The organism is Erwinia sp. MMLR14_017, from assembly GCF_033657285.1.
In the GTDB taxonomy this organism is placed as follows: Bacteria; Pseudomonadota; Gammaproteobacteria; order Enterobacterales; family Enterobacteriaceae; genus Erwinia.
Genome location: NZ_JAWVWP010000004.1, coordinates 163,566 through 182,194, shown reverse-complemented (window position 1 = coordinate 182,194; position 18,629 = coordinate 163,566). Strand labels below are relative to the sequence as shown.

Sequence of the window (18,629 nt, the reverse complement as noted above, 5' to 3'; positions counted from 1 at the left end):
TTAGTTCCTGATCAAGAGGCCGCTTATGCGGCCTCTTTTTTTTAGCCCTGCCCTGCCCGTTTTCCCGTTGCATTCTTGCGACAGTGCGCGCATAATTAATGTTACGTTACGTTATAACATAACTAATTCAGCGAGGATTTATGAAAAAGGGTATTCATCCTGCTTATCGCACCGTCGCCTTTCACGATACCAGCGCAGATACCTGGTTCACCGTAGGCTCGACAATCAAAACGGACCGCACTATTGAGCTTGACGGCAAAGTGCTGCCCTATGTGCCGCTGGACGTTTCTTCAGCGTCACACGCTTACTACACCGGCAAGCAGAAAGAGTTTGCCAAAGAAGGCAGCGCGCATCGCTTTAACCAGCGCTTCGGTCGTTTCTTTACTGCTGCAAAATAGGGTGTCGCCATGCAGGTATTAAGCTCTCTGGCCTCGGCCAAAAAACGCCACAAAGATTGCAAAGTCGTGCGTCGTCATGGCCGCGTTTTTGTTATTTGCAAAAGCAATCCACGCTTTAAAGCGGTTCAGGGCGGGAAGAAAAAACGTTAACTTACTCTTCAATAGCAAAAGTGGGCCGCAATATGCGGCCCTTTTTTTGGCAACGGCAACTCGAAATGCTTGCTGTGGATAGCTCTCTGTTACCGCTACCTTAAACATCCGCTTATAGTCAGGCTCATTATTACCGTTTTAAAAGCTGACGACGGCCACCCTGCGTGGCCGCCATACTGATTATTTCATGCTGCTAATCATGGCATTAACGTTGTGTTGAAACGCTGTCACGTAAGTATCCGCCTCGCCGCCTTTTTTCGTCAGGGCTTCGGGAAAGAGTTCGCCACCTGGTTTTGCGCCAGAGGCAGAAGCAATCTGCTTAACCAGCCGCGGATCGGTCTGGTTTTCAATGAAGTAGCTATGAATATGCTCAGTTTTAAGCTGCGTGATCAGCCTGGCGACATCAGAAGCGCTGGCTTCTGACTCGGTGGAAAACCCTACCGGTGACATAAAACTCACGCCGTAACGCTGGCCGAAATAGCCAAAAGCATCGTGACTGGTCAGCACTTTGCGCTTCGTCTGTGGGATAGCCGCAAAGCTCTTAGCGGCCCAGCTATCCAGCTTATTTAGCTGACTAATGTAGGCAGAACCACGCTGACGGAAATAGTCTGCATCTTCAGGATCGGCGGCGATCAGGGCATTCATAACATTGTTGGCATACACTGCGCCATTCTTCATGCTGTTCCATGCGTGCGGGTCGGTAATGGTTTTGCCCTCCTCTTCCATAGAACGGGTGGCGATCCCCTGGGAAGAGACGATCACTTTACCCTTATAGCCGGAGGCGGTGATAAGACGATCCATCCACCCTTCCAGCCCGAGTCCACTGACAAACACCACCTCCGCCTGCGCCAGCGCCTGGCTGTCCTGCGGCGTGGGTTCAAAGCTGTGCGGGTCGCCATCCGGCCCAACCAGACTTTTCACCTTAACGTGCTTACCTCCAACTTCTTTTACAATGTCCGCCAGCACGGAAAAGCTGGCAACGCTATTCACAGTTTTTGCCATCGCCATTGGGGTGAGCACTATTCCCGCCAGTGCCAGGGCTACAGGTAACTTCTTCATACTTTCTCCTTACCAGTTGAAAAGGGGCGCGGACGCAAGATCCCACCGCATGGCCCCACTAAAATCGAGATGAAAAACAGAATTGCGGCGCTTAACACCACCGCCGGTCCGGCAGGCAGTGAGAGAAAGAAAGAGGCAATAAGTCCGCTAAAGCTGGCCAGCAATGCCAGAATCATCGCGGCTGCAATCATGGACGGAAGTTCCCGGCCCCAGAAGCGAGCGGCAGCAGCTGGCAGCATCATCAGTCCAACGCACATTAGCGTTCCCAGCACCTGGAAACCCGCTACCAGGTTGGTGACCACCAGAACCAGAAAGATGCCGTGTACTAACGGAGCGACCCAGCGGTTCTGCGCACGTAAAAAACCAGGATCAAACGCATCAATCACCAGAGGGCGGTAAATCAGGGCCAGCACCGCCATTGACAGGGCAGAAATGGTGCTGACCAGCAGAATGGAAGGATTGTCTACAGCCAGCAGGGAGCCAAACAGTACGTGCAGCAAGTCAATACTGGAACCGCGTAGAGAGACAAGCGTGACGCCTGTGGCCAGCGAGCCGAGATAGAATCCAGCAAAGCTGGCATCTTCCTTTAACGGCGTGTAGCGACTGACCGCACCGGACAACAGCGCCACGGACAGGCCGGCAATAATGCCTCCAATTCCCATCGCTACCAGCGACAGGCCTGAAATCAAATAACCTATAGCGGCACCGGGCAGCACGGCATGAGACAGCGCATCCCCAACCAGACTCATTCTGCGCAGCAACAGAAATACGCCCAGCGGTGTAGCGCTGAGTGAAAGAGCGATGCAGGCGACCAGCGCCCGACGCATAAAGCCGAATTCAATAAAGGGATGAAGCAGCGTCACCATCAGGATGCTCCCTGACTGCGTAGCCGTGTTACCGGTTTGCTCATACCAGACCATTCAGCATGGCCGTTATTAAGACGAAGCGTCTGAGGGAAAAATTTTTCAACGGTGGCCATATCGTGCAGGACAACGATTACCGTGCAACCTGCCTGATGACGCTCCTGCAACAGCTTCATTAATAATTCACTGGTCTGGCTGTCTATGGCGGCAAAAGGTTCATCAAGCAATAACAGCTCGGCGTTCTGGATTAGCAAACGGGCAAACAACACCCGTTGCAACTCTCCACCCGATAAAGTACCCGGTAATGCAGTGGCAAAATCCAGCATGCCAACTTTGCCCAGCGCCGCCATAACATTCTGACGAAGTTGCCGGTTTACCGAACCAAACCAGCCACATTGTCGCCAGCTTCCCATCGCGACCAAATCAAAGACGGTGATAGGGAAGCTCTTCTCTATTTCTGCCTGCTGGGGCAGCCAGCCAAGAGAGGCTGGTGCTTGTGATATATTGACTGACCCGCTAACAGGACGCAGTAAACCAGCCATCGTTTTCAGCAAGGTAGACTTTCCGGAACCGTTAGCGCCCACCAGGGCGGTCAAAGATCCTTTCTGGAACTCTCCTTCCAAAAGAGGCGTTACTGCTCTGCCCTGATAACCTGCTCTGAGCTGATTTAAGGTAATCATCAGGCGGTTGCCCAATATGTCAGGCCTGCCAGCAGCACAATGACTAACGAAGATATCGCCAGGCGCACCAGGGCAGAGTGGGTAAACAAGCTACCGAAGTGAATCAGAGAGTGAGGGGACGGCATAAAAGTGACCATTGTTATGTTATAATATAACAATTATCATACGTTGACTGAGTGTGAAGGCACTAAAGAAAGTGTATCTAAGTATTACTTGCTAATAACGTTCAGATTGCCGAGGTTATATAAACTTTTTTCAACTTCCCGCAATCTGATGTCGCGAAAAAGCGCATTATCTACTAAGATAAATAAGAATTAAATCATTAAGATAGTCTGAATTACACTAAACAGCCTTGATTAATCCATCAAGCCGACTAATTATCTCTATAAGCGTTAATTAACTCTGTGGAGAAAAAATGCGCAAATCCATTCCCATTCCTGACAAAGGTAATGAACCAGATCTGAATCTACTTTCAGAAAACGTTCAGCGGATTATTCCCAAAATAGAAACGGCGCTAACCGGCTCGTTGTTATGGTATTCACAAAATGCGCAATATGTTCCCGATAGCATAAAAATTATTTCTATAGAAGATTCTGGGGAATCGCGTTATAAGATGAGATACAGCTTTCGCTGGAACGTTTTCAATGCCTGTCTTGATATTGATGAAGATGAAACGACTTTTGAAACCGTGAATTTTGAGTACCAGCCGGGACAACTGATTTTTGATTTCATTCAAACCGAGCAGTCAACGTCAGCGGATGAATTGTAATAGTACGTAATAGCGTCAAAATAAAATCGCTGACGTTATAGTTATTAATATTTTTAGGTTAAGATTAATTATCGCTTCCTGGCATACTCAACGCTGAAAGCCCGCGCTAACGGCATCTTTCACTCGCTATGGAGGGGAAAAAGATGGACGAATACTCACCAAAAAGGCATGATATCGCCCAACTGAAATTCGTGTGTGAAAATTTGTATGACGAAAGCCTGGCAACATTAGGTGACAGTCATCATGGCTGGGTTAACGATCCTACATCTGCGGTCAATTTACAGCTCAACGATTTGATTGAGCATATTGCTGCCTTCACCATGAATTACAAAATCAAACATATCGAAGATAGTGACTTGATTAGTCAGATAGATGAATATCTTGATGATACATTTATGCTGTTCAGTAATTACGGCATTAATGTTCAGGATTTGCAGCGCTGGCAAAAATCAGCGAAACGATTGTTCAACATTTTCGCAGAGGAATGCGCTCTCGTGCCGATACAGACGAGCCATTCATTTTAGCAACCCTTTATTTTTTCTACGGTTTAACAATGACAGATAAACTCCTGACTAAAACTGATTATCTGATGCGTTTAAGACGTTGTCGTTCTATTGACACGCTGGAACGTGTGATTGAAAAAAACAAATACGAATTATCCGATAATGAACTGGCCGTATTTTATTCTGCTGCGGATCACCGTCTGGCTGAGCTGACAATGAATAAGCTTTACGACAAAATTCCGGTATCTGTCTGGAAATTTGTTCGATAAGTTTTTTGATGAGAAAGAGAAGGCTGGCAGGCAAAGGCAGAATTGGGTGGGGGCCCTGCCAGCTACATCCCGGCACACGCGTCACCTGCTGCGGCTGCTTCCTTCCGGATCTGACCGAGTTCACAAGTTAGCATTGCGGGAGAACCAACCGGGCCCCCATTGAGTGCTCCATCAGATGGAGCGAGGGCATTATCAATGAAGGCTCAGGCAATTGCAAGCCTGTGCCGGATGACCGTTGCTTTCTTGTGCAAATCTCTTCTCCCCGCTATCTGCTTGTTTTCAAAGCCAAAGCAGCGCTGTCTGATGGCAGCCCGATAACTTCCTGAAATCGCTTCAGATGTTCTGCCGTTTCGATTATTGTTGAGATCGAATCAGGGAGAATTTATGGATCACTTCGATACTTTTCAACAGCGCATCTACCAAATTCTTGCCGCCATTCCCTGCGGTAAAGTCACCACATATGGTGATATCGCCCGTCTGGCTGGCTCGCCACGAGCGGCCCGACAGGTTGGGGGCGTACTCAAACGCCTGCCAGAAGGCAGTAAACTTCCCTGGCATCGGGTTATAAACAGGTTGGGCGAGATCTCCTTAACGGGTGACGATCTGGATCGGCAGCGCCAGGCTCTCCTTCAGGAAGGGGTCGATGTCAGCCCGGAAGGAAAAGTAGTGCTCAGCCTCTATCGCTGGCAAGGATAACCGCCCCCGCAGGGGCGGAGAAGCTTACAGGGAACTTGGAGCAGGCACCGATGAAGAAGGCGTAATCTGCGTTGGCGATGTAGAAGGTACTGTGGTCGCCGCCCCGCTTTGCGTCGGCATAGCCATTGAAGGGACCGGAACCAGTAACAACTCCTGCTTATTGCCACCGTTATTAATCACCGGTTTGACGTTATCGGTAATAAACATCATTTTACCGTCTACCGTGATCGCCGCGCTCAGAAGAATGCGGGCGTTTGGCTGAACATCAGCCGGATTGAAAGGCAGAATAAAGTTGAAAGGTGCCTGCTTGCCTTCCGTTCTTACCGCGCGCTGTGACAGGACTTTTGAAGGCTGATCGGCAATAGAAGCATCTGAGAGCGTGACGGTTAGTACCGCATCCGGTGGCAGCGACACGCGCTGACGGATATAGACCGTACCACTCACGTTAGGCTGCCGTAGCGTGGCCTGCTCACCCGCTACCTGAGAAGCCAGCGTAGCCGTAGGTACGTCCTTCCCTTTATCAGCGCATCCTGAGAGTGCAACCGCCAGTGCGGCACCCGTTAACATTGGCCAGACTTTCATTGATTTAATCTCCTTGCTATCAATGTAGAGGTTGATGTTTCTGTTAGCCTGAAGAGCAGCGATTTGCTGCTCTGTTACCTTTAATTCTGGCACAAGTTACTGATTTTGCCTGGCAGCCTTTTTGTCCTCCTTTCGGCAAAGATAATTTTTGCTGACCCGTTGACCTTAACTGGTCGGATCTCGCACACTGAGGGCAAGACGATCAATGAGGATGGCCGCCATGAGTCACGCTTTGCAAAACCTGTTAAATCTGTTGAATCTGGAAAAGCTGGAAGAGGGTCTGTTCCGCGGTCAGAGCGAAGACCTGGGATTGCGCCAGGTATTTGGTGGCCAGGTGGTAGGCCAGGCGCTGTATGCAGCAAAACAGAGCGTGCCGGCGGACCGGATCATTCACTCTTTTCACAGCTATTTTTTACGTCCCGGCGACAGCCAAAAAGCGATTATCTATGATGTGGAAACGCTGCGTGACGGGCAAAGCTTCAGCGCCAGAAGAGTTAGCGCGGTACAAAATGGTCATCCCATCTTTTACATGACCGCATCATTTCAGGCGCCGGAAAGCGGATTTGAGCATCAAAAACTGATGCCAGAGGTGCCCGGCCCAGATAATTTGACCAGCGAAAGCGAGATGGCCAGGCAGTTAGCCCACTTTATTCCAGAAAAAGCGCGCGAGAAATTCCTATCTGAAAAGCCTTTTGAGATCCGCCCCGTTAAATTTCATAACCCGTTAAAGGGCCATGTGGATGAGCCGACCCGGCACGTCTGGATCCGTGCCAACGGCGCTATGCCGAAAGATATGCGGATCCACCAATATCTGCTGGGCTATGCCTCAGACTTTAACTTTCTGCCGGTCGCGCTGCAGCCGCATGGTAAAGGATTTCTTGAGCCAGGCATGCAGGTTGCCACCATCGATCACTCCATGTGGTTCCATCGCCCTTTCGACCTGAATCAGTGGCTACTCTACAGCGTGGAGAGTACCTCTGCTTCCAGCGCCAGAGGGTTTGTTCGCGGGGAGTTTTATACTCAGGATGGCACGCTGGTTGCCTCTACCGTGCAAGAGGGCGTAATGCGCCTCCGCCAGACGAAGCAGTAATAAAAAAAGGCTCCCGAGGGAGCCGTTTTTTTCTCATCTTTATAACCAGTCCATTACTGGTTATAAGCATTCTCGCCGTGGCTGTTTACGTCCAGACCTTCACGTTCCTGCTCTTCCGGAACACGCAGACCAACAATCATATCTGCCACTTTGAAGGCGATAAAGGCAACCACGCCGGTCCAGACGATGGTTACGCCTACGCTGAACAGCTGGACCCAAACCTGATGACCCATCGTCACGCCTTCTGCGTAGCCCACGCCACCCAGTGAAGAGGAAGCGAAGACGCCAGTGAGAATACAGCCAACGATGCCGCACACGCCGTGCACGCCGAATACATCGCAAGGGTCATCAACACGCAGCCACTTCTTCAGGGTGGTCACACCCCAGATACCCGCCAGTCCACCAACGATACCAATAATCAGTGCGCCGCCCACGCCAACATAGCCACAGGCTGGGGTAATAGCGACCAGACCGGCAATCACGCCAGAACAGACGCCCAGCAGTGAAGGCTTGCCGCGAAGAGCCCACTCACCGAAGGTCCAGCTCAGCATTGCGCCTGCGGTGGCCATCACGGTGTTAATAAAGGCCAGACCAGCGACTTCGTTGGCCGCACTGGCAGAGCCAGCGTTAAAGCCAAACCAGCCCACATACAGAATAGCGGTGCCGGTAAAGACCATTGGCAGATTGTGAGGCTTGAAGGCTTCTTTACCGAAGCCAGCGCGTTTGCCCACCAGATAAGCCCCCACCAGTCCTGCCACAGCAGCATTGATGTGTACAACGGTGCCGCCAGCGAAGTCCAGCGCGCCATCCTGAGCCAGCAGACCGCCAGACCAGACCATGTGCGCAATAGGCAGATAAGAGAAGGTCAGCCAGATAGCCACAAAGATCAGTACGGCGGAGAAGCGAACGCGTTCAGCGATAGCCCCTACAATCAGCCCCACGGTGATACAGGCGAATGAGGCCTGGAATGATACGTGGATATACTGATAGAAGGTGCCAACCAGCGACGTCAGCTGAATGTTTTTCAACATAGCCATGCTGAAGCCGCCAAAGAAGGCGTTTCCTTCACTGAAAGCCAGCGAGTAGCCATAAACCATCCACAAAACGCAGACCATAGCGAAGGTCACGGCAACCTGGGTCATCATGGAGAGAACGTTTTTAGCGCGGATTAAACCGCCGTAAAACAGGGCGATACCTGGTAAAGTCATAAACAGCACCAGAGCGGTGCAGATCATCATAAAGGCGTTATCGGCTTTATCAGCCACTGCGGGTGCCGCAGCCATCGCAAGCGAGGGTAATAAGGCCAGGGTGGCGAGGCCGAATGTAGCAATTTTTTTATTCATTTTATTCCATCCTTCACTATTCTAAGCCCCTACAGCGCAGCTTCATCCGTTTCGCCAGTGCGAATACGGATGACACGCTGCAGTTCCGCAACAAAAATCTTACCGTCACCGATTTTGCCGGTGTAAGCCGCCTTGCTGATAACGTCAACCACTTCGTCAAGCTGGTCATCTGCAATGGCAATGTCTATTTTTACTTTTGGCAGGAAGTTCACGCTGTACTCAGCACCGCGATAAAGTTCTGCATGCCCCTTCTGGCGACCAAAACCTTTAACTTCGGTAACGGTAAGCCCTTGAATACCGATAGAGGACAATGCTTCACGCACGTCTTCCAGCTTAAACGGTTTGATTACCACGGTAACCAGCTTCATACGATCCCCTCCAGGTATTGAAAATGGTTGATGCGCCCGACACGGAAGGATTAAAGCAAAGGCTGTGCCATAAATTATAAATTGGCATTTTTCAGACGATTAGTCAGTCCGGCTCTGAGTTTCTTATCAGCGTTAACCCGCTTCCAGCCAGACCCTGATGAAATCTACGCAGAAAAAACGCACCATTAAGGTGCGTTACGCTTTAAATTTGTGCAGAGCGTTCGTTTAAGGCGATTTTGCGCCTGATTGTGGTGCAGCGAAGCGGTAAAAAATTACGCTTCTTCGCCCGCTTCCAGCTCTTCGCCAGCCTGCTGCAACTGGTACATCTGCCAGTAGCGGCCCTGTTTTTCCAGTAGCGCCTGGTGGCTTCCCTGTTCGACAGCACATCCACGGTGCAGAACAAGAATGGTATCCGCCTCAATAATTGTGGAAAGCCGGTGTGCGATTACCACCAGCGTGGTCTGTTCCCGCACGGCTTTCAGCGCTTTTTGAATCGCCTGTTCAGTACCAGAATCGATATTTGCCGTAGCTTCATCCAGGATCAGGATCTGCGGCGCAGCCACCAGCACTCTGGCCATTGCCAGCAGCTGCTTCTGCCCGACAGAGAGATTATTCCCCTGCTCGCCCAGCCGGGTATGGATGCCATTGGCAAGGCTGCGGGCGAGTTCGGCAAGCTGCACCGTTTCAAGCGCCTGCCACACCGCTTCTTCGCTGATATCACGGCCCAGCGTGATGTTGGCGAAAAAGGTATCCGCCAGTACCACCGGGTCCTGCTGGACCATCGCCACGCCCTGACGTAATACGCTATGACTGAGCTGGCTGAGTGGTCTGCCATCCAGAGAGATCTCGCCATGACGTATCGGGTAGTAGCCCATCATCAGGTTGGCCAGCGTGCTTTTACCGCTGCCGGTGTGCCCTACCAGCGCCACAAAATTTCGTGAGGGGACATGGAGCGAGATATCGCTTAATACATTGCGGTTATCACGATAGGCAAAGGTCAACCCTTTGATTTCTATCTCGCCAGAGGCCAGAGGCCGGGTGTCCGCACCATAGTGCTGACGGGGCGCGTCAATCAGTTCAAAAATTCGTTCCCCGGCAACCACAGCCTGTTGCAGCATAGACTGCTGCGTGGTGAGCTCGATCAGCGGTTCATTAAGCCGCCCCAGGTAATTGATGAAGGCATAAAGTACGCCAACTTTTATGCTACCGGCGGCCGAGAAACCAAACAGCATCATCAGCCCACAAAGGATCATGGCTGAGAACAAACTCAGAAGAGGACGCAGTAAAAAGCCATCCAGCTTCAGCGTTTCCATCCTCGCCAGATAGTGTGAACGACTGGCCTCTCCCATTCGCTCACCAAAACGGGCCTGCTGGCGAAACTGCTGGATCACGCTCATGCCGTTAATTACTTCATTGAAGCCATTATTAATATCAGCCAGATAACTGCGCACCCGACGCACAATTGGCGTGCTGTAACGCTGATAGATCAGCATTACCGTCACTACGGCGGGGAAAATCGCAATCGCGACCAGCGCCATACGCCAGTCGAGGCTGAACATCGCCACCAGCATGGCGCCAATCAACGCTGCACTGCGTAAAACGGTGGCCACCACGGTGACATAAAGATCGCGGACAACTTCAGTATCATTGGTAACGCGAGAGATAATCTGCCCTACTGGCTGAGTATCAAAAGCGCTTAAAGGCTGGCGCAGCGCAGCATCCATCACGTCCATTCGCAGCTGCTGAACCACGCCAACCGCCGCCTGGTTAAACAGCAACGCCTGCCAGTAGTGCAGCGAAGCCGCAAGGATTTGCAACAGGATAAAGCTGACCGCCAGTCCCGCTGCCAGCCCCAGCGGCATTTGGTGTTTCGCCACCATATTATCGATAAAGTAGCTGACCAGAATCGGGCCAAGCACCTCTGCCGCCGCCGCAATCCACAGCAGCAGCACAGCCAGGCCAAGGGATTTTCGCCAGGGCGAACCATAGCTCAAAAGGCGTTTCAGGGTGGGCCAGAGTTGGGTCATCTTAGCCATGTGGAACCCCCTTTTCGCTCTCTTCATCATCCAGCGCAGCTTCAAGTTGCTGATAGCGGTACATCTCCTGATACCATCCTGGCTCAGCAACCAGCCGCTCATGCTGCCCTCGTTGTGCCACACTCCCTTTTTGCATCACCAGAATTTCGCTGGCTTCCGTCAGGGCAGATAAACGGTGTGCGCTGATGATCACTGTTCTTCCCTGCCCCCAACGCCGGAGATTATGCAGGATCAGGTGCTCTGTACGCCCGTCCACAGCGGATAGCGCATCGTCCAGAATCAGGATTTCGGCATCCAGTAACAGCGCCCGCGCAATGGAGATACGCTGCTTCTGTCCGCCAGAGAGCATTACGCCCCGCTCGCCCACTTCTGTTTCATAGCCTTCAGGCAGGCGGAGAATATCATCATGGACGTTTGCCAGCCTGGCCGCCTCTTCAATCTCACTCTGTTTAGCGCTGGGACGCCCCAGGGCGATATTATTGGCAATCGTATCTGAGAAGAGAAATGGTGTCTGGCTCACTACCGCCAGCCGACTGCGCCAGCTATCCAGGCGAAGCTGCGTCAGCGGAATGCCGTGATAGCGGATATCCCCCTGTGCAATGTCGAAATGGCGCTGGATCAGGCTCAGCAGCGTGCTCTTTCCGGAACCTGTTGGTCCGCAAAGGCCGAGCATCTGGCCCGGCTTCAGGCTGACATTAACGTGGCGAAGGGAAGGATGCTGAGCGCCAGGATAACAGAACTCCCGGATAGCGATCTGCAGCGGGCCGCGCGCTTCAGGCAGCACTTTCGTGCCATCCTCAACGGCAGGCGCTTCAGAGAGCAGGGAACGGATCCGGCTCCAGGCTGCGCTGCCGCGCTCGACAATATTAAACATCCAGGCCAGCGCCAGCATTGGCCAGATCATCAGGCCAAGGTACATCACAAAGCTGGTCAGCTGGCCCAGCGTCATCTGATCGTGCCAGACCAGCCAGCTGCCGCCGCCAATCGCCAGCAGGTTTGACATGCCAATAGCGATATAGATAGTGGGATCGAAACGGGCATCCACTCTCGCCACCCGCAGATTTTTTTTGCCGGTATCGCGGGCGATGCTGGCGAACTGACCTGACTGATGATCTTCCAGGCCAAACGCTTTAATCATGCGGATGCTGGTCAGGCTTTCCTGAGCCTGATCGTTCAAAGAGGAGAAAGCCGCCTGGGCAACCTTGAAGCGGCTATGCAGCTGGTCGCCATAACGTTTGATAACCAGCGCCATAATGGGCATCGGCAGCAGCGCCAGCAGGGTTAACTGCCAGCTGATCTGCGTACTCATCACAAACAGCACAACCAGCCCCATCACCAGCGAGTCCACCAGTGTCAGCACGCCCTCTCCGGCGGCAAAAACCACGCGGTCAACATCGTTGGTCGCGCGCGCTATCAGGTCGCCGGTACGGTGACGAAGGTAAAACTCAGGGTGCTGGCGGCTGAGCTGACGATAGAAATCCTGCCGCAGCTCCACCGCAAGCTGGTATGAGGCGCCGAACAGCAGTACGCGCCAGACGTAACGCAGCAGATAAACCACCACGGCTGTCAGCAGCATTACGCCAACCCATATCATCAGCTGTGAGGTGCTCATTTGCTGCCGGGAAAAACCGTCAACGATCGTGCCGACCACTTTTGGCGGCACCAGTTGTAAAACAGCAATGACGATTAACAGGAAAACCGCCCCAAGGTAGCGGCGCCACTCGCGAATAAAATACCAGCTTAATTGGCTAAACAGTCGCACTGAAAACGTCCCGGTTATGATTGAGCAAGGTCAAAGCAGGCGTCCACCTCATTTCAACGGCAGCGCAGTAGTGTACTTTATCTCTTCCATCGCAAAGCTCGAAGTGACATCCAGTAAACCTGGAACCCCGTTCACTAAACGTTTATAGAAAGCGTCATAGGTTTTCATATCTGCGACCTGAAGGCGTAAAAGATAATCATATTCTCCCGCCATGCGGTAACAGCCCATCACTTCCGGCATTGCCTGCACCACCTCAACGAACTGTTGATACCAGTTGCTGCTGTGCTGTTGGGTTTTGATCAGCATAAACGCCGTCAGTGACAGATCAAGTTTATCGGCGTCCAGCAGCGCAACACGGGCGCGAATATAGCCCTCATCCTCCAGCCTTTTCAACCGTTTCCAGCAGGGTGTGGTGGTGAGGTGCACTGCATCTGCCAGCGCCTGAAGTGACAGGGTGCAATCCTGCTGCAGTAAAGCCAGCAGTTTCAGGTCTGTTTTATCTGTCATTACTCGCTCCGGGAGAAAATCATTCTCTTATTCAGCCATTTTACAGGAAAGAGAGTAAGCCTTTTTTCCGATTAATGCCGTACTCTTAACCAAATTTTGCCGGGGAAACACTATGTCAGATCCATGGGTATCACATGCCATTGCAGAGATTAACGCCGATATACAGCGATCGGCAGACACGCATCTTATTCGCCTGCCGCTGAAAGCGTTTCCGGGCATCTGGCTCTACCTGAAAGATGAGAGCACGCATCCCAGCGGCAGCCTCAAGCACCGCCTGGCAAGATCGCTGTTTCTTTACGGCTTATGCAATGGCTGGATTAAAGAGGGAACGCCAATTATTGAAGCGTCTTCCGGCAGTACCGCCGTTTCAGAAGCCTACTTTGCCCGTTTACTGGGGCTGCCTTTTATTGCGGTGATGCCTGCCACCACGGCAAAACGCAAAGTCGAACAGATCGCCCTCTATGGCGGACGCTGTCATTTTGTCGCCGATCCCTGTCAGATGTATGCAGAGTCTGAACGGCTCGCCCGTGAACTGAACGGCCATTTTATGGATCAGTTTACTTTTGCTGAGCGGGCGACAGACTGGCGTGGCAACAATAATATTGCGGACAGTATTTTTCAGCAGATGAAAAATGAACCGTTCCCGGTGCCTGAAAGCATCGTCATGAGTGCCGGCACCGGCGGTACATCAGCGACTATTGGGCGCTACCTGCGCTATCAGGGCTATGCCACAAGGCTTACGGTGGTCGATCCGGAAAACTCAGTCTTCTATGACTACTGGCATCAGCGGGATAAGTCGCTGCGCAATACGCGTGGCGGGAAAATTGAAGGCATTGGCCGTCCCCGCGTAGAGCCTTCGTTTATCGCCGATGTGGTTGATGAAATCATTCAGGTACCGGATGCGGCAAGCATCGCCACCATGCTCTGGCTGGAAAAACAGCTTGGCCGTAAGCCTGGCGCGTCAACAGGAACCAACGTCTGGGGGGCTTTGCAGGTTGCCAAAAGAATGGTGGAAGAGAAACGGTCGGGTGCGATTGTAACGTTGCTCTGCGACAGTGGAGAACGCTATCTGGAGAGTTACTACCATCCTGAATGGGTCGCTGAACAGATTGGCGATATCACGCCCTGGCAGCAGATGCTGGAATAAAATGCCGGACCATCCTGTCCGGCAGACTGCAAAAAGCAGCAGTATCCAAACGCCGGGCTTCCTGCCCGGCACTAAGGCCTCAATATTCGGGGGAATAGTCGAGGTGGGGGGTGGTAAGCCAGTGATTCAGATAGTGCGAAACGCCCTGCGTCTCGCAATGGCCGATAACAGGTAAATGAGGCAACAGCGACTTCAGCTGATTCATCGCATTTCCCATGATGAAGCCCCGACCTACGGTTTCAAGCATTTCGCGGTCATTCATCGCATCACCAAACGCCATGCACTCCGCCAGCGTAAAGCCCAGTGAAATGGCTAATGAATCAAGAGCCGTGCCTTTGTTACAGCCCGGCGGCAGCACTTCCAGACAGTCCCGGGCAGAAAAACAGAGATGAGCACGGTCGCCCAGCGCATCCCTGAGTTCACCCTGAAGCCGGCACAGCTCGTTGTGCTCAGCTATAAAACAGATCTTGGTCACCTGATGGGCAGGAATACGCTTGAGATCGGTCAGCGTATAGCGAAACCCACTCATCTGATGTGCCTGAAGAATATGCGGTACGTCCTGCCCCGTCAGCCAGCCCTGATCGTTAAAAACGTGCAGGCTTGCCGTCGTGTTCCAACGGGTATGGATTACCTCTTCAGCCACCTGGGGAGAGAGATCGCTTGCCGCCAGCAGGTTCCCCTGCTGGTCATGTACGCGGGTGCCGTTACCGGAGATAAGCCAGGCACTCAATTGGAAATCGGCAATCAGCGGCTGCATCTCCAGCCAGTGCCGGCCGGTGGCAAAGGTCAGCAGTACGCCTTTCTCGTTTAGCGCCCGCAAGGCGGTAACCGTTTTCTCACCAAGCTGATGATTGGGCATCAGCAAAGTGCCATCCATATCAAATGCCGCCAGACGTGCCATGATCTCTCCAGTGCCTGTTTTTTCGTCAGGTCAGAGTATCACCTGGTATTTACGGAACTAATAGTGAATACTTTTGCAAAACTATTCCGGGTTTAGAGATGCGCCAGCTTAACCGACTCAATCAGTATCAACGACTCTGGCAGGCCAGCATGGGTGAGAAGCAGCTGACCAACGTGGCAGAAATTGCGTTGCGCTGTATTTGCAGTGAACGCCATGTCCGGACGTTAATGAATCAGTGGCAGCAGTTGGGTTGGCTGAGCTGGCAGGCAGAGTCGGGCCGGGGAAAACGGGGAGAACTTATCTTTTTACAGACGCCGGCCCAGCTCAGGGCGGCGTTGCTTCAGCAGCAGCTGGAGCAGGGGCTTTCCCATCAGGCGCTGGAACTGGTCCAGCTCGCTCCGGATCAGCTCAACCATCTGCTAAAGCCCTATATGGGCGGACAGTGGCTGGATGACCGTCCCACGCTGCGTATTCCTTATTATCGCCCGCTTGAAGGCCTGAACCCGCTTGAACTGCCCGGAAGAGCGGAGCAGCATCTTGCAAGCCAGATATTTTCCGGCCTCACCCGCTTCAAAGATGATCGGGTGTTACCCGATCTTGCTCACCACTGGCAGTGCAGTGCCGACGGCCTGAGCTGGTTCTTCTTTCTGCGTCCACAGCTTTTCTGGCATGACGGCGAACGCGTCTCTTCGTTACAGTTGATGAAAAGTCTGCAACGTATTGTGGCAAGCCCGGCAGGAGAACGACTGCTTGCCAGCGTGAAGTCGGTGTCGCTGCCACAGGCTCTCTGCCTGCGAATCGATCTGCATCAGCCTGACTACTGGCTTAGCTGGCGCCTCGCCACCGTTCCCTGTCTGTTAACCCATCCGGACGATCCCCACTCCGGGACCGGGCCGTGGCGGCTGAGCCACTGGTCAGCAGAGCTGGTCAGGCTGGAAAATCATGTGCGTTATCATGGCGTGCAGCCTTTGATGCAGATGATTGAGTACTGGATAACCCCGCAGCTTTTTGACAAAACCCTGGGAACCAGCTGCCGGCATCCGGTACAGATAGCCATTGGCGAACAGCATGAGTTTGCCCTGCTGCGCCCGGTAAGCCGGAGAATTAGCCTGGGTTTTTGTTATCTGGCCCTGAAGCATGACGCCCTCTCCTCTCCTCAGGCCGAAAAAATAGTGGCATTAATCCGCAGTAAAAAGCTTATTGAGGAGCTACCCCTCGATGAAGGGCTGATTACGCCAAGCCAGGGGATGCTGCCGGAATGGCCCGTACCAGAGGCTAAAGAGCGGCAGGATGTCACACTACCCGCCACCTTGAATCTCCATTATCACCTGCCGGTTGAACTGCATGCCATGGCAGAGAAATTGCGTGAGATGCTGGCCGGAGAAAGTTGCCAGCTTACTCTGCATTTTCATCCGGCTAAAAACTGGCTGGGTTACACGGCGCTTGATAAGGCTGACATTATTATGGGCGATCGTCTGATTGGCGAAGCGCCTGAGTTTACGTTGGAAAGCTGGATAAGGCTGGACCCCTTATGGCCCACGGTGTTAGGGAAGGAGGCCTGGTCGCTGCTACTGAATGAGCTTGACCGCATCCAGCGTTACAGCGAAGAGAGCAAACGTTCAGCAGGACTTCAGGAAACGTTTCATCAACTTATGGCGCAGCCTGCCATTACGCCCCTGTTTAATTATCGCTATCAGGTGAGCGCACCGCCGGATGTGGAAGGCATCACGCTGAATGCCTGGGGATGGTTCGATTTTTCCCGAGCGTGGATCCCTCCTCCCCTGCCGCTTGCCTGAGCAGAACTACCTTTCTGCCACCGCAGGCAGTACCATAGGTTGTAACAGATCAATAAGGTGAAAAAATGAAACGTGCAGTGGTGGTTTTCAGCGGTGGACAGGATTCAACAACCTGTCTGATTCAGGCTTTGCAACAGTATGATGAGGTGCATTGCGTCACCTTCGATTATGGTCAACGCCATCGTGCAGAAATCGATATTGCCCGGCAGCTCGCCCTTTCTCTTGGCGCCCGCGCGCATAAAGTGCTGGACGTGACGATGCTCAATGAGCTGGCCGTCAGTAGTCTGACCAGAGACAGTATTCCGGTTCCGGCGTACGATCCCGAAGCCAGCGGCCTGCCCAGCACTTTTGTGCCGGGACGCAATATTCTGTTCCTGACGCTGGCCTCCGTTTACGCTTATCAGGTTGAAGCGGAAGCAGTGATCACTGGCGTATGTGAAACCGATTTTTCTGGCTACCCCGACTGCCGCGATGAGTTTGTTAAGGCTCTGAATCATGCAGTGAGCCTTGGAATGGCGCGGGAAGTCCGTTTCGAAACGCCGCTAATGTGGCTGAATAAAGCGGAAACCTGGGCGCTGGCTGACTACTGGCAGCAGTTGCCACTGGTACGCAATGAGACGCTGACCTGCTATAACGGCATCAAAGGGGACGGCTGTGGCGAATGCGCTGCCTGCCATCTTCGTGCCAATGGCCTTAACGACTATCAGGCTGACACTGCCCGCGTGATGGCTGAAATGCAGCGCAAGACCGGATTACGCTGACGCGACTCTTCTGCTTAAAAGCGCGGGTCAGGCTGACAGCATCTCCTCCATCCGGCTTTTAAGCTCTCCTTCCATCGGCTGCGCCTTTTGCGTGCGTAGATCGATACAGACAAAGGTCAGCGTGGCATCGGCAATGGCTTCTCCGCCGGGAGCCAGCGTCACCGTCTGACCTATCACGCCACTTTTTCCGCCCAACTGCACCAGACTGCTGTGAACATTCAGCACATCCCCCATTACCGCTGGTCGTCGGTAATTAATATTGATGTTAACCACCACAAACGCCAGATGATTCTCTTTCATCCAGTCGAACGACGGCAGCCGCTCTAACCATTCCCACCGCGCCTCCTCCAGAAACTCCAGATAGCGGGCATTATTCACGTGCTGATAAACATCCAGATGGTAGCCACGGACCTTGATAGTAGTGAACATAACGGCATTGCCCCTTAAAGTGAGAGGTCACACCAACTGGTATGACCTCTACAGGTTAGCAGCGGTTATTGCCCTGAGGCGATCAACGACTCAAACTCGCGAAGGCAGTCACAATTTGAGCCTTGAAAGATTCCGCTCCACCAGCGCATTGCCAATGCCGGGGACCTCCTTTAGCTGCTCTATCTCCGTAAAATCGCCGTACTGTTCCCGGTAGCTGACAATCGCTTCCGCTTTTTTTATGCCAACACCATTGAGTGCCGCAGCTAACTCTTCCGCGCTGGCCTGATTAAGGCTGACTTGCGCAGCCGCCTCTTTATCCGCAGTGATGGCAACCTGTGCCGCAGCGGGGGCAGGTTCGGCTGACTTCACCGGCAGTGCAGCCAGGGTGCCTGCACTCATTATCATCGTGAAACATAATGCTTTAAGTTTATTTTGCATGCTGTAATCCTCCATGTGTTTGACAGCATGGCTACCCTACTGCAGAGAGAAAAAGGAGACAAAGGGAGGAATACAAAACTGG

At 52.7% G+C, this 18,629-nt stretch carries 22 protein-coding genes and 1 other RNA gene; 10 read left to right on the top strand and 13 right to left on the bottom strand.

What is annotated here, in order from left to right:
• The first annotated feature begins 140 nt into the window (after positions 1-140).
• Both SD961_RS08465 and ykgO read left to right on the top strand, forming a co-directional pair.
• Entirely contained in the window at positions 141-398 is a 258-nt protein-coding gene (locus SD961_RS08465; protein WP_318789939.1) for a type B 50S ribosomal protein L31, read from the top strand.
• 9 nt (positions 399-407) lie between these two features.
• Positions 408-548 (top strand): type B 50S ribosomal protein L36, encoded by a 141-nt coding sequence (gene ykgO, locus SD961_RS08460; protein WP_318789938.1) that lies wholly within the window; start codon positions 408-410, stop codon positions 546-548.
• A 180-nt stretch (positions 549-728) separates the two neighbouring features.
• On the opposite strand, the gene SD961_RS08455 is transcribed toward ykgO, so the two are convergent.
• Genes SD961_RS08455 through SD961_RS08445 form a run of 3 tightly spaced genes read right to left on the bottom strand, consistent with a single transcriptional unit; the run spans position 729 to position 3,150 of the window.
• Complete coding sequence (locus SD961_RS08455) at positions 729-1,607, bottom strand: metal ABC transporter substrate-binding protein (RefSeq protein WP_318789937.1); 879 nt, start codon at positions 1,605-1,607, stop codon at positions 729-731.
• A complete protein-coding gene (locus tag SD961_RS08450) occupies positions 1,604-2,470 on the bottom strand; it encodes a metal ABC transporter permease (protein WP_318790165.1) in 867 nt (288 codons plus the stop codon). Before SD961_RS08450 ends, SD961_RS08455 begins: the two co-directional genes overlap by 4 nt.
• Before the next feature lie 2 nt (positions 2,471-2,472).
• A complete protein-coding gene (locus tag SD961_RS08445; protein WP_318789936.1) occupies positions 2,473-3,150 on the bottom strand; it encodes an ABC transporter ATP-binding protein in 678 nt (225 codons plus the stop codon).
• 415 nt (positions 3,151-3,565) lie between these two features.
• Between SD961_RS08445 and SD961_RS08440 the strand changes: the two genes are divergently transcribed.
• The 3 genes from SD961_RS08440 (at position 3,566) to SD961_RS08430 (ending at position 4,691) form a co-directional block, all read left to right on the top strand.
• A complete protein-coding gene (locus SD961_RS08440) occupies positions 3,566-3,919 on the top strand; it encodes a hypothetical protein (protein ID WP_318789935.1) in 354 nt (117 codons plus the stop codon).
• Positions 3,920-4,062: 143 nt separating this feature from the next.
• Positions 4,063-4,443: an Hha toxicity modulator TomB gene (gene tomB, locus SD961_RS08435; protein ID WP_306207395.1), complete on the top strand. Its 381-nt coding sequence runs from the start codon at positions 4,063-4,065 to the stop codon at positions 4,441-4,443.
• A 29-nt stretch (positions 4,444-4,472) separates the two neighbouring features.
• Positions 4,473-4,691 (top strand): HHA domain-containing protein, encoded by a 219-nt coding sequence (locus tag SD961_RS08430; protein ID WP_034889649.1) that lies wholly within the window; start codon positions 4,473-4,475, stop codon positions 4,689-4,691.
• Between the two features lie 53 nt (positions 4,692-4,744).
• Here the strand turns inward: SD961_RS08430 and ffs are convergent.
• Positions 4,745-4,841: signal recognition particle sRNA small type (gene ffs, locus SD961_RS08425), an RNA gene on the bottom strand.
• A gap of 234 nt (positions 4,842-5,075) precedes the next feature.
• Here ffs and SD961_RS08420 point away from each other — a divergent pair.
• Positions 5,076-5,387 carry an MGMT family protein gene (locus tag SD961_RS08420; protein WP_318789933.1) on the top strand — a complete coding sequence of 104 codons (312 nt, stop codon included), beginning with the start codon at positions 5,076-5,078 and terminating at the stop codon, positions 5,385-5,387.
• A gap of 24 nt (positions 5,388-5,411) precedes the next feature.
• On the opposite strand, the gene SD961_RS08415 is transcribed toward SD961_RS08420, so the two are convergent.
• Positions 5,412-5,969: a YbaY family lipoprotein gene (locus SD961_RS08415; RefSeq protein ID WP_318789932.1), complete on the bottom strand. Its 558-nt coding sequence runs from the start codon at positions 5,967-5,969 to the stop codon at positions 5,412-5,414.
• A gap of 220 nt (positions 5,970-6,189) precedes the next feature.
• Here SD961_RS08415 and tesB point away from each other — a divergent pair, with 220 nt between their 5' ends.
• A complete protein-coding gene (gene tesB, locus SD961_RS08410; RefSeq protein ID WP_318789931.1) occupies positions 6,190-7,059 on the top strand; it encodes an acyl-CoA thioesterase II in 870 nt (289 codons plus the stop codon).
• Between the two features lie 53 nt (positions 7,060-7,112).
• Here the strand turns inward: tesB and amtB are convergent, their stop codons facing one another.
• From amtB to SD961_RS08385, 5 genes are all read right to left on the bottom strand, one after another.
• Positions 7,113-8,402, bottom strand: coding sequence for an ammonium transporter AmtB (amtB, locus tag SD961_RS08405; protein WP_318789930.1), 1,290 nt, complete (start codon positions 8,400-8,402; stop codon positions 7,113-7,115).
• A 29-nt stretch (positions 8,403-8,431) separates the two neighbouring features.
• The gene (gene glnK / locus SD961_RS08400; protein WP_007886947.1) at positions 8,432-8,770 is read right to left on the bottom strand and encodes a P-II family nitrogen regulator; all 339 of its coding nucleotides are present in this window, start codon (positions 8,768-8,770) and stop codon (positions 8,432-8,434) included.
• 272 nt (positions 8,771-9,042) lie between these two features.
• On the bottom strand, positions 9,043-10,806 hold the full coding sequence (locus SD961_RS08395) for a SmdB family multidrug efflux ABC transporter permease/ATP-binding protein (RefSeq protein ID WP_318789929.1): 1,764 nt from the start codon (positions 10,804-10,806) through the stop codon (positions 9,043-9,045).
• Positions 10,799-12,568: a SmdA family multidrug ABC transporter permease/ATP-binding protein gene (locus tag SD961_RS08390; protein WP_318789928.1), complete on the bottom strand. Its 1,770-nt coding sequence runs from the start codon at positions 12,566-12,568 to the stop codon at positions 10,799-10,801. Before SD961_RS08390 ends, SD961_RS08395 begins: the two co-directional genes overlap by 8 nt.
• Positions 12,569-12,616: 48 nt before the next feature.
• On the bottom strand, positions 12,617-13,075 hold the full coding sequence (locus SD961_RS08385; RefSeq protein WP_318789927.1) for an Lrp/AsnC family transcriptional regulator: 459 nt from the start codon (positions 13,073-13,075) through the stop codon (positions 12,617-12,619).
• 112 nt (positions 13,076-13,187) lie between these two features.
• Here SD961_RS08385 and SD961_RS08380 point away from each other — a divergent pair, with 112 nt between their 5' ends.
• A complete protein-coding gene (locus SD961_RS08380; RefSeq protein WP_318789926.1) occupies positions 13,188-14,222 on the top strand; it encodes a PLP-dependent cysteine synthase family protein in 1,035 nt (344 codons plus the stop codon).
• 79 nt (positions 14,223-14,301) lie between these two features.
• Here SD961_RS08380 and cof read toward each other — a convergent pair whose 3' ends face one another.
• Positions 14,302-15,123, bottom strand: coding sequence for an HMP-PP phosphatase (gene cof, locus SD961_RS08375; protein WP_318789925.1), 822 nt, complete (start codon positions 15,121-15,123; stop codon positions 14,302-14,304).
• A 98-nt stretch (positions 15,124-15,221) separates the two neighbouring features.
• On the opposite strand from cof, the gene SD961_RS08370 reads away from it, so the two are divergent.
• Both SD961_RS08370 and queC read left to right on the top strand, forming a co-directional pair.
• Positions 15,222-16,919, top strand: coding sequence for an SgrR family transcriptional regulator (locus SD961_RS08370; protein ID WP_318789924.1), 1,698 nt, complete (start codon positions 15,222-15,224; stop codon positions 16,917-16,919).
• A 65-nt stretch (positions 16,920-16,984) separates the two neighbouring features.
• Positions 16,985-17,680, top strand: coding sequence for a 7-cyano-7-deazaguanine synthase QueC (gene queC / locus SD961_RS08365; protein ID WP_318789923.1), 696 nt, complete (start codon positions 16,985-16,987; stop codon positions 17,678-17,680).
• Positions 17,681-17,707: 27 nt separating this feature from the next.
• Here the strand turns inward: queC and SD961_RS08360 are convergent, their stop codons facing one another.
• Entirely contained in the window at positions 17,708-18,109 is a 402-nt protein-coding gene (locus SD961_RS08360; RefSeq protein WP_318789922.1) for a YbgC/FadM family acyl-CoA thioesterase, read from the bottom strand.
• A gap of 108 nt (positions 18,110-18,217) precedes the next feature.
• The gene (locus tag SD961_RS08355) at positions 18,218-18,547 is read right to left on the bottom strand and encodes a helix-hairpin-helix domain-containing protein (RefSeq protein ID WP_318789921.1); all 330 of its coding nucleotides are present in this window, start codon (positions 18,545-18,547) and stop codon (positions 18,218-18,220) included.
• Positions 18,548-18,629: the final 82 nt, after the last annotated feature.

Bases quoted from the DNA above. Each gene is read 5' to 3' on its own strand.
- SD961_RS08420 (WP_318789933.1), top strand. From the start codon at position 5,076: ATGGATCACTTCGATACTTTTCAACAGCGCATCTACCAAATTCTTGCC.
- SD961_RS08430 (WP_034889649.1), top strand. From the start codon at position 4,473: ATGACAGATAAACTCCTGACTAAAACTGATTATCTGATGCGTTTAAGA.
- SD961_RS08385 (WP_318789927.1), bottom strand. From the start codon at position 13,075: ATGACAGATAAAACAGACCTGAAACTGCTGGCTTTACTGCAGCAGGAT.
- SD961_RS08415 (WP_318789932.1), bottom strand. From the start codon at position 5,969: ATGAAAGTCTGGCCAATGTTAACGGGTGCCGCACTGGCGGTTGCACTC.
- SD961_RS08440 (WP_318789935.1), top strand. From the start codon at position 3,566: ATGCGCAAATCCATTCCCATTCCTGACAAAGGTAATGAACCAGATCTG.
- ykgO (WP_318789938.1), top strand. From the start codon at position 408: ATGCAGGTATTAAGCTCTCTGGCCTCGGCCAAAAAACGCCACAAAGAT.
- tomB (WP_306207395.1), top strand. From the start codon at position 4,063: ATGGACGAATACTCACCAAAAAGGCATGATATCGCCCAACTGAAATTC.
- SD961_RS08465 (WP_318789939.1), top strand. From the start codon at position 141: ATGAAAAAGGGTATTCATCCTGCTTATCGCACCGTCGCCTTTCACGAT.
- tesB (WP_318789931.1), top strand. From the start codon at position 6,190: ATGAGTCACGCTTTGCAAAACCTGTTAAATCTGTTGAATCTGGAAAAG.
- SD961_RS08395 (WP_318789929.1), bottom strand. From the start codon at position 10,806: ATGGCTAAGATGACCCAACTCTGGCCCACCCTGAAACGCCTTTTGAGC.
- SD961_RS08370 (WP_318789924.1), top strand. From the start codon at position 15,222: ATGCGCCAGCTTAACCGACTCAATCAGTATCAACGACTCTGGCAGGCC.
- queC (WP_318789923.1), top strand. From the start codon at position 16,985: ATGAAACGTGCAGTGGTGGTTTTCAGCGGTGGACAGGATTCAACAACC.
- SD961_RS08360 (WP_318789922.1), bottom strand. From the start codon at position 18,109: ATGTTCACTACTATCAAGGTCCGTGGCTACCATCTGGATGTTTATCAG.
- SD961_RS08455 (WP_318789937.1), bottom strand. From the start codon at position 1,607: ATGAAGAAGTTACCTGTAGCCCTGGCACTGGCGGGAATAGTGCTCACC.
- SD961_RS08355 (WP_318789921.1), bottom strand. From the start codon at position 18,547: ATGCAAAATAAACTTAAAGCATTATGTTTCACGATGATAATGAGTGCA.
- SD961_RS08380 (WP_318789926.1), top strand. From the start codon at position 13,188: ATGTCAGATCCATGGGTATCACATGCCATTGCAGAGATTAACGCCGAT.
- amtB (WP_318789930.1), bottom strand. From the start codon at position 8,402: ATGAATAAAAAAATTGCTACATTCGGCCTCGCCACCCTGGCCTTATTA.
- cof (WP_318789925.1), bottom strand. From the start codon at position 15,123: ATGGCACGTCTGGCGGCATTTGATATGGATGGCACTTTGCTGATGCCC.
- SD961_RS08445 (WP_318789936.1), bottom strand. From the start codon at position 3,150: ATGATTACCTTAAATCAGCTCAGAGCAGGTTATCAGGGCAGAGCAGTA.
- glnK (WP_007886947.1), bottom strand. From the start codon at position 8,770: ATGAAGCTGGTTACCGTGGTAATCAAACCGTTTAAGCTGGAAGACGTG.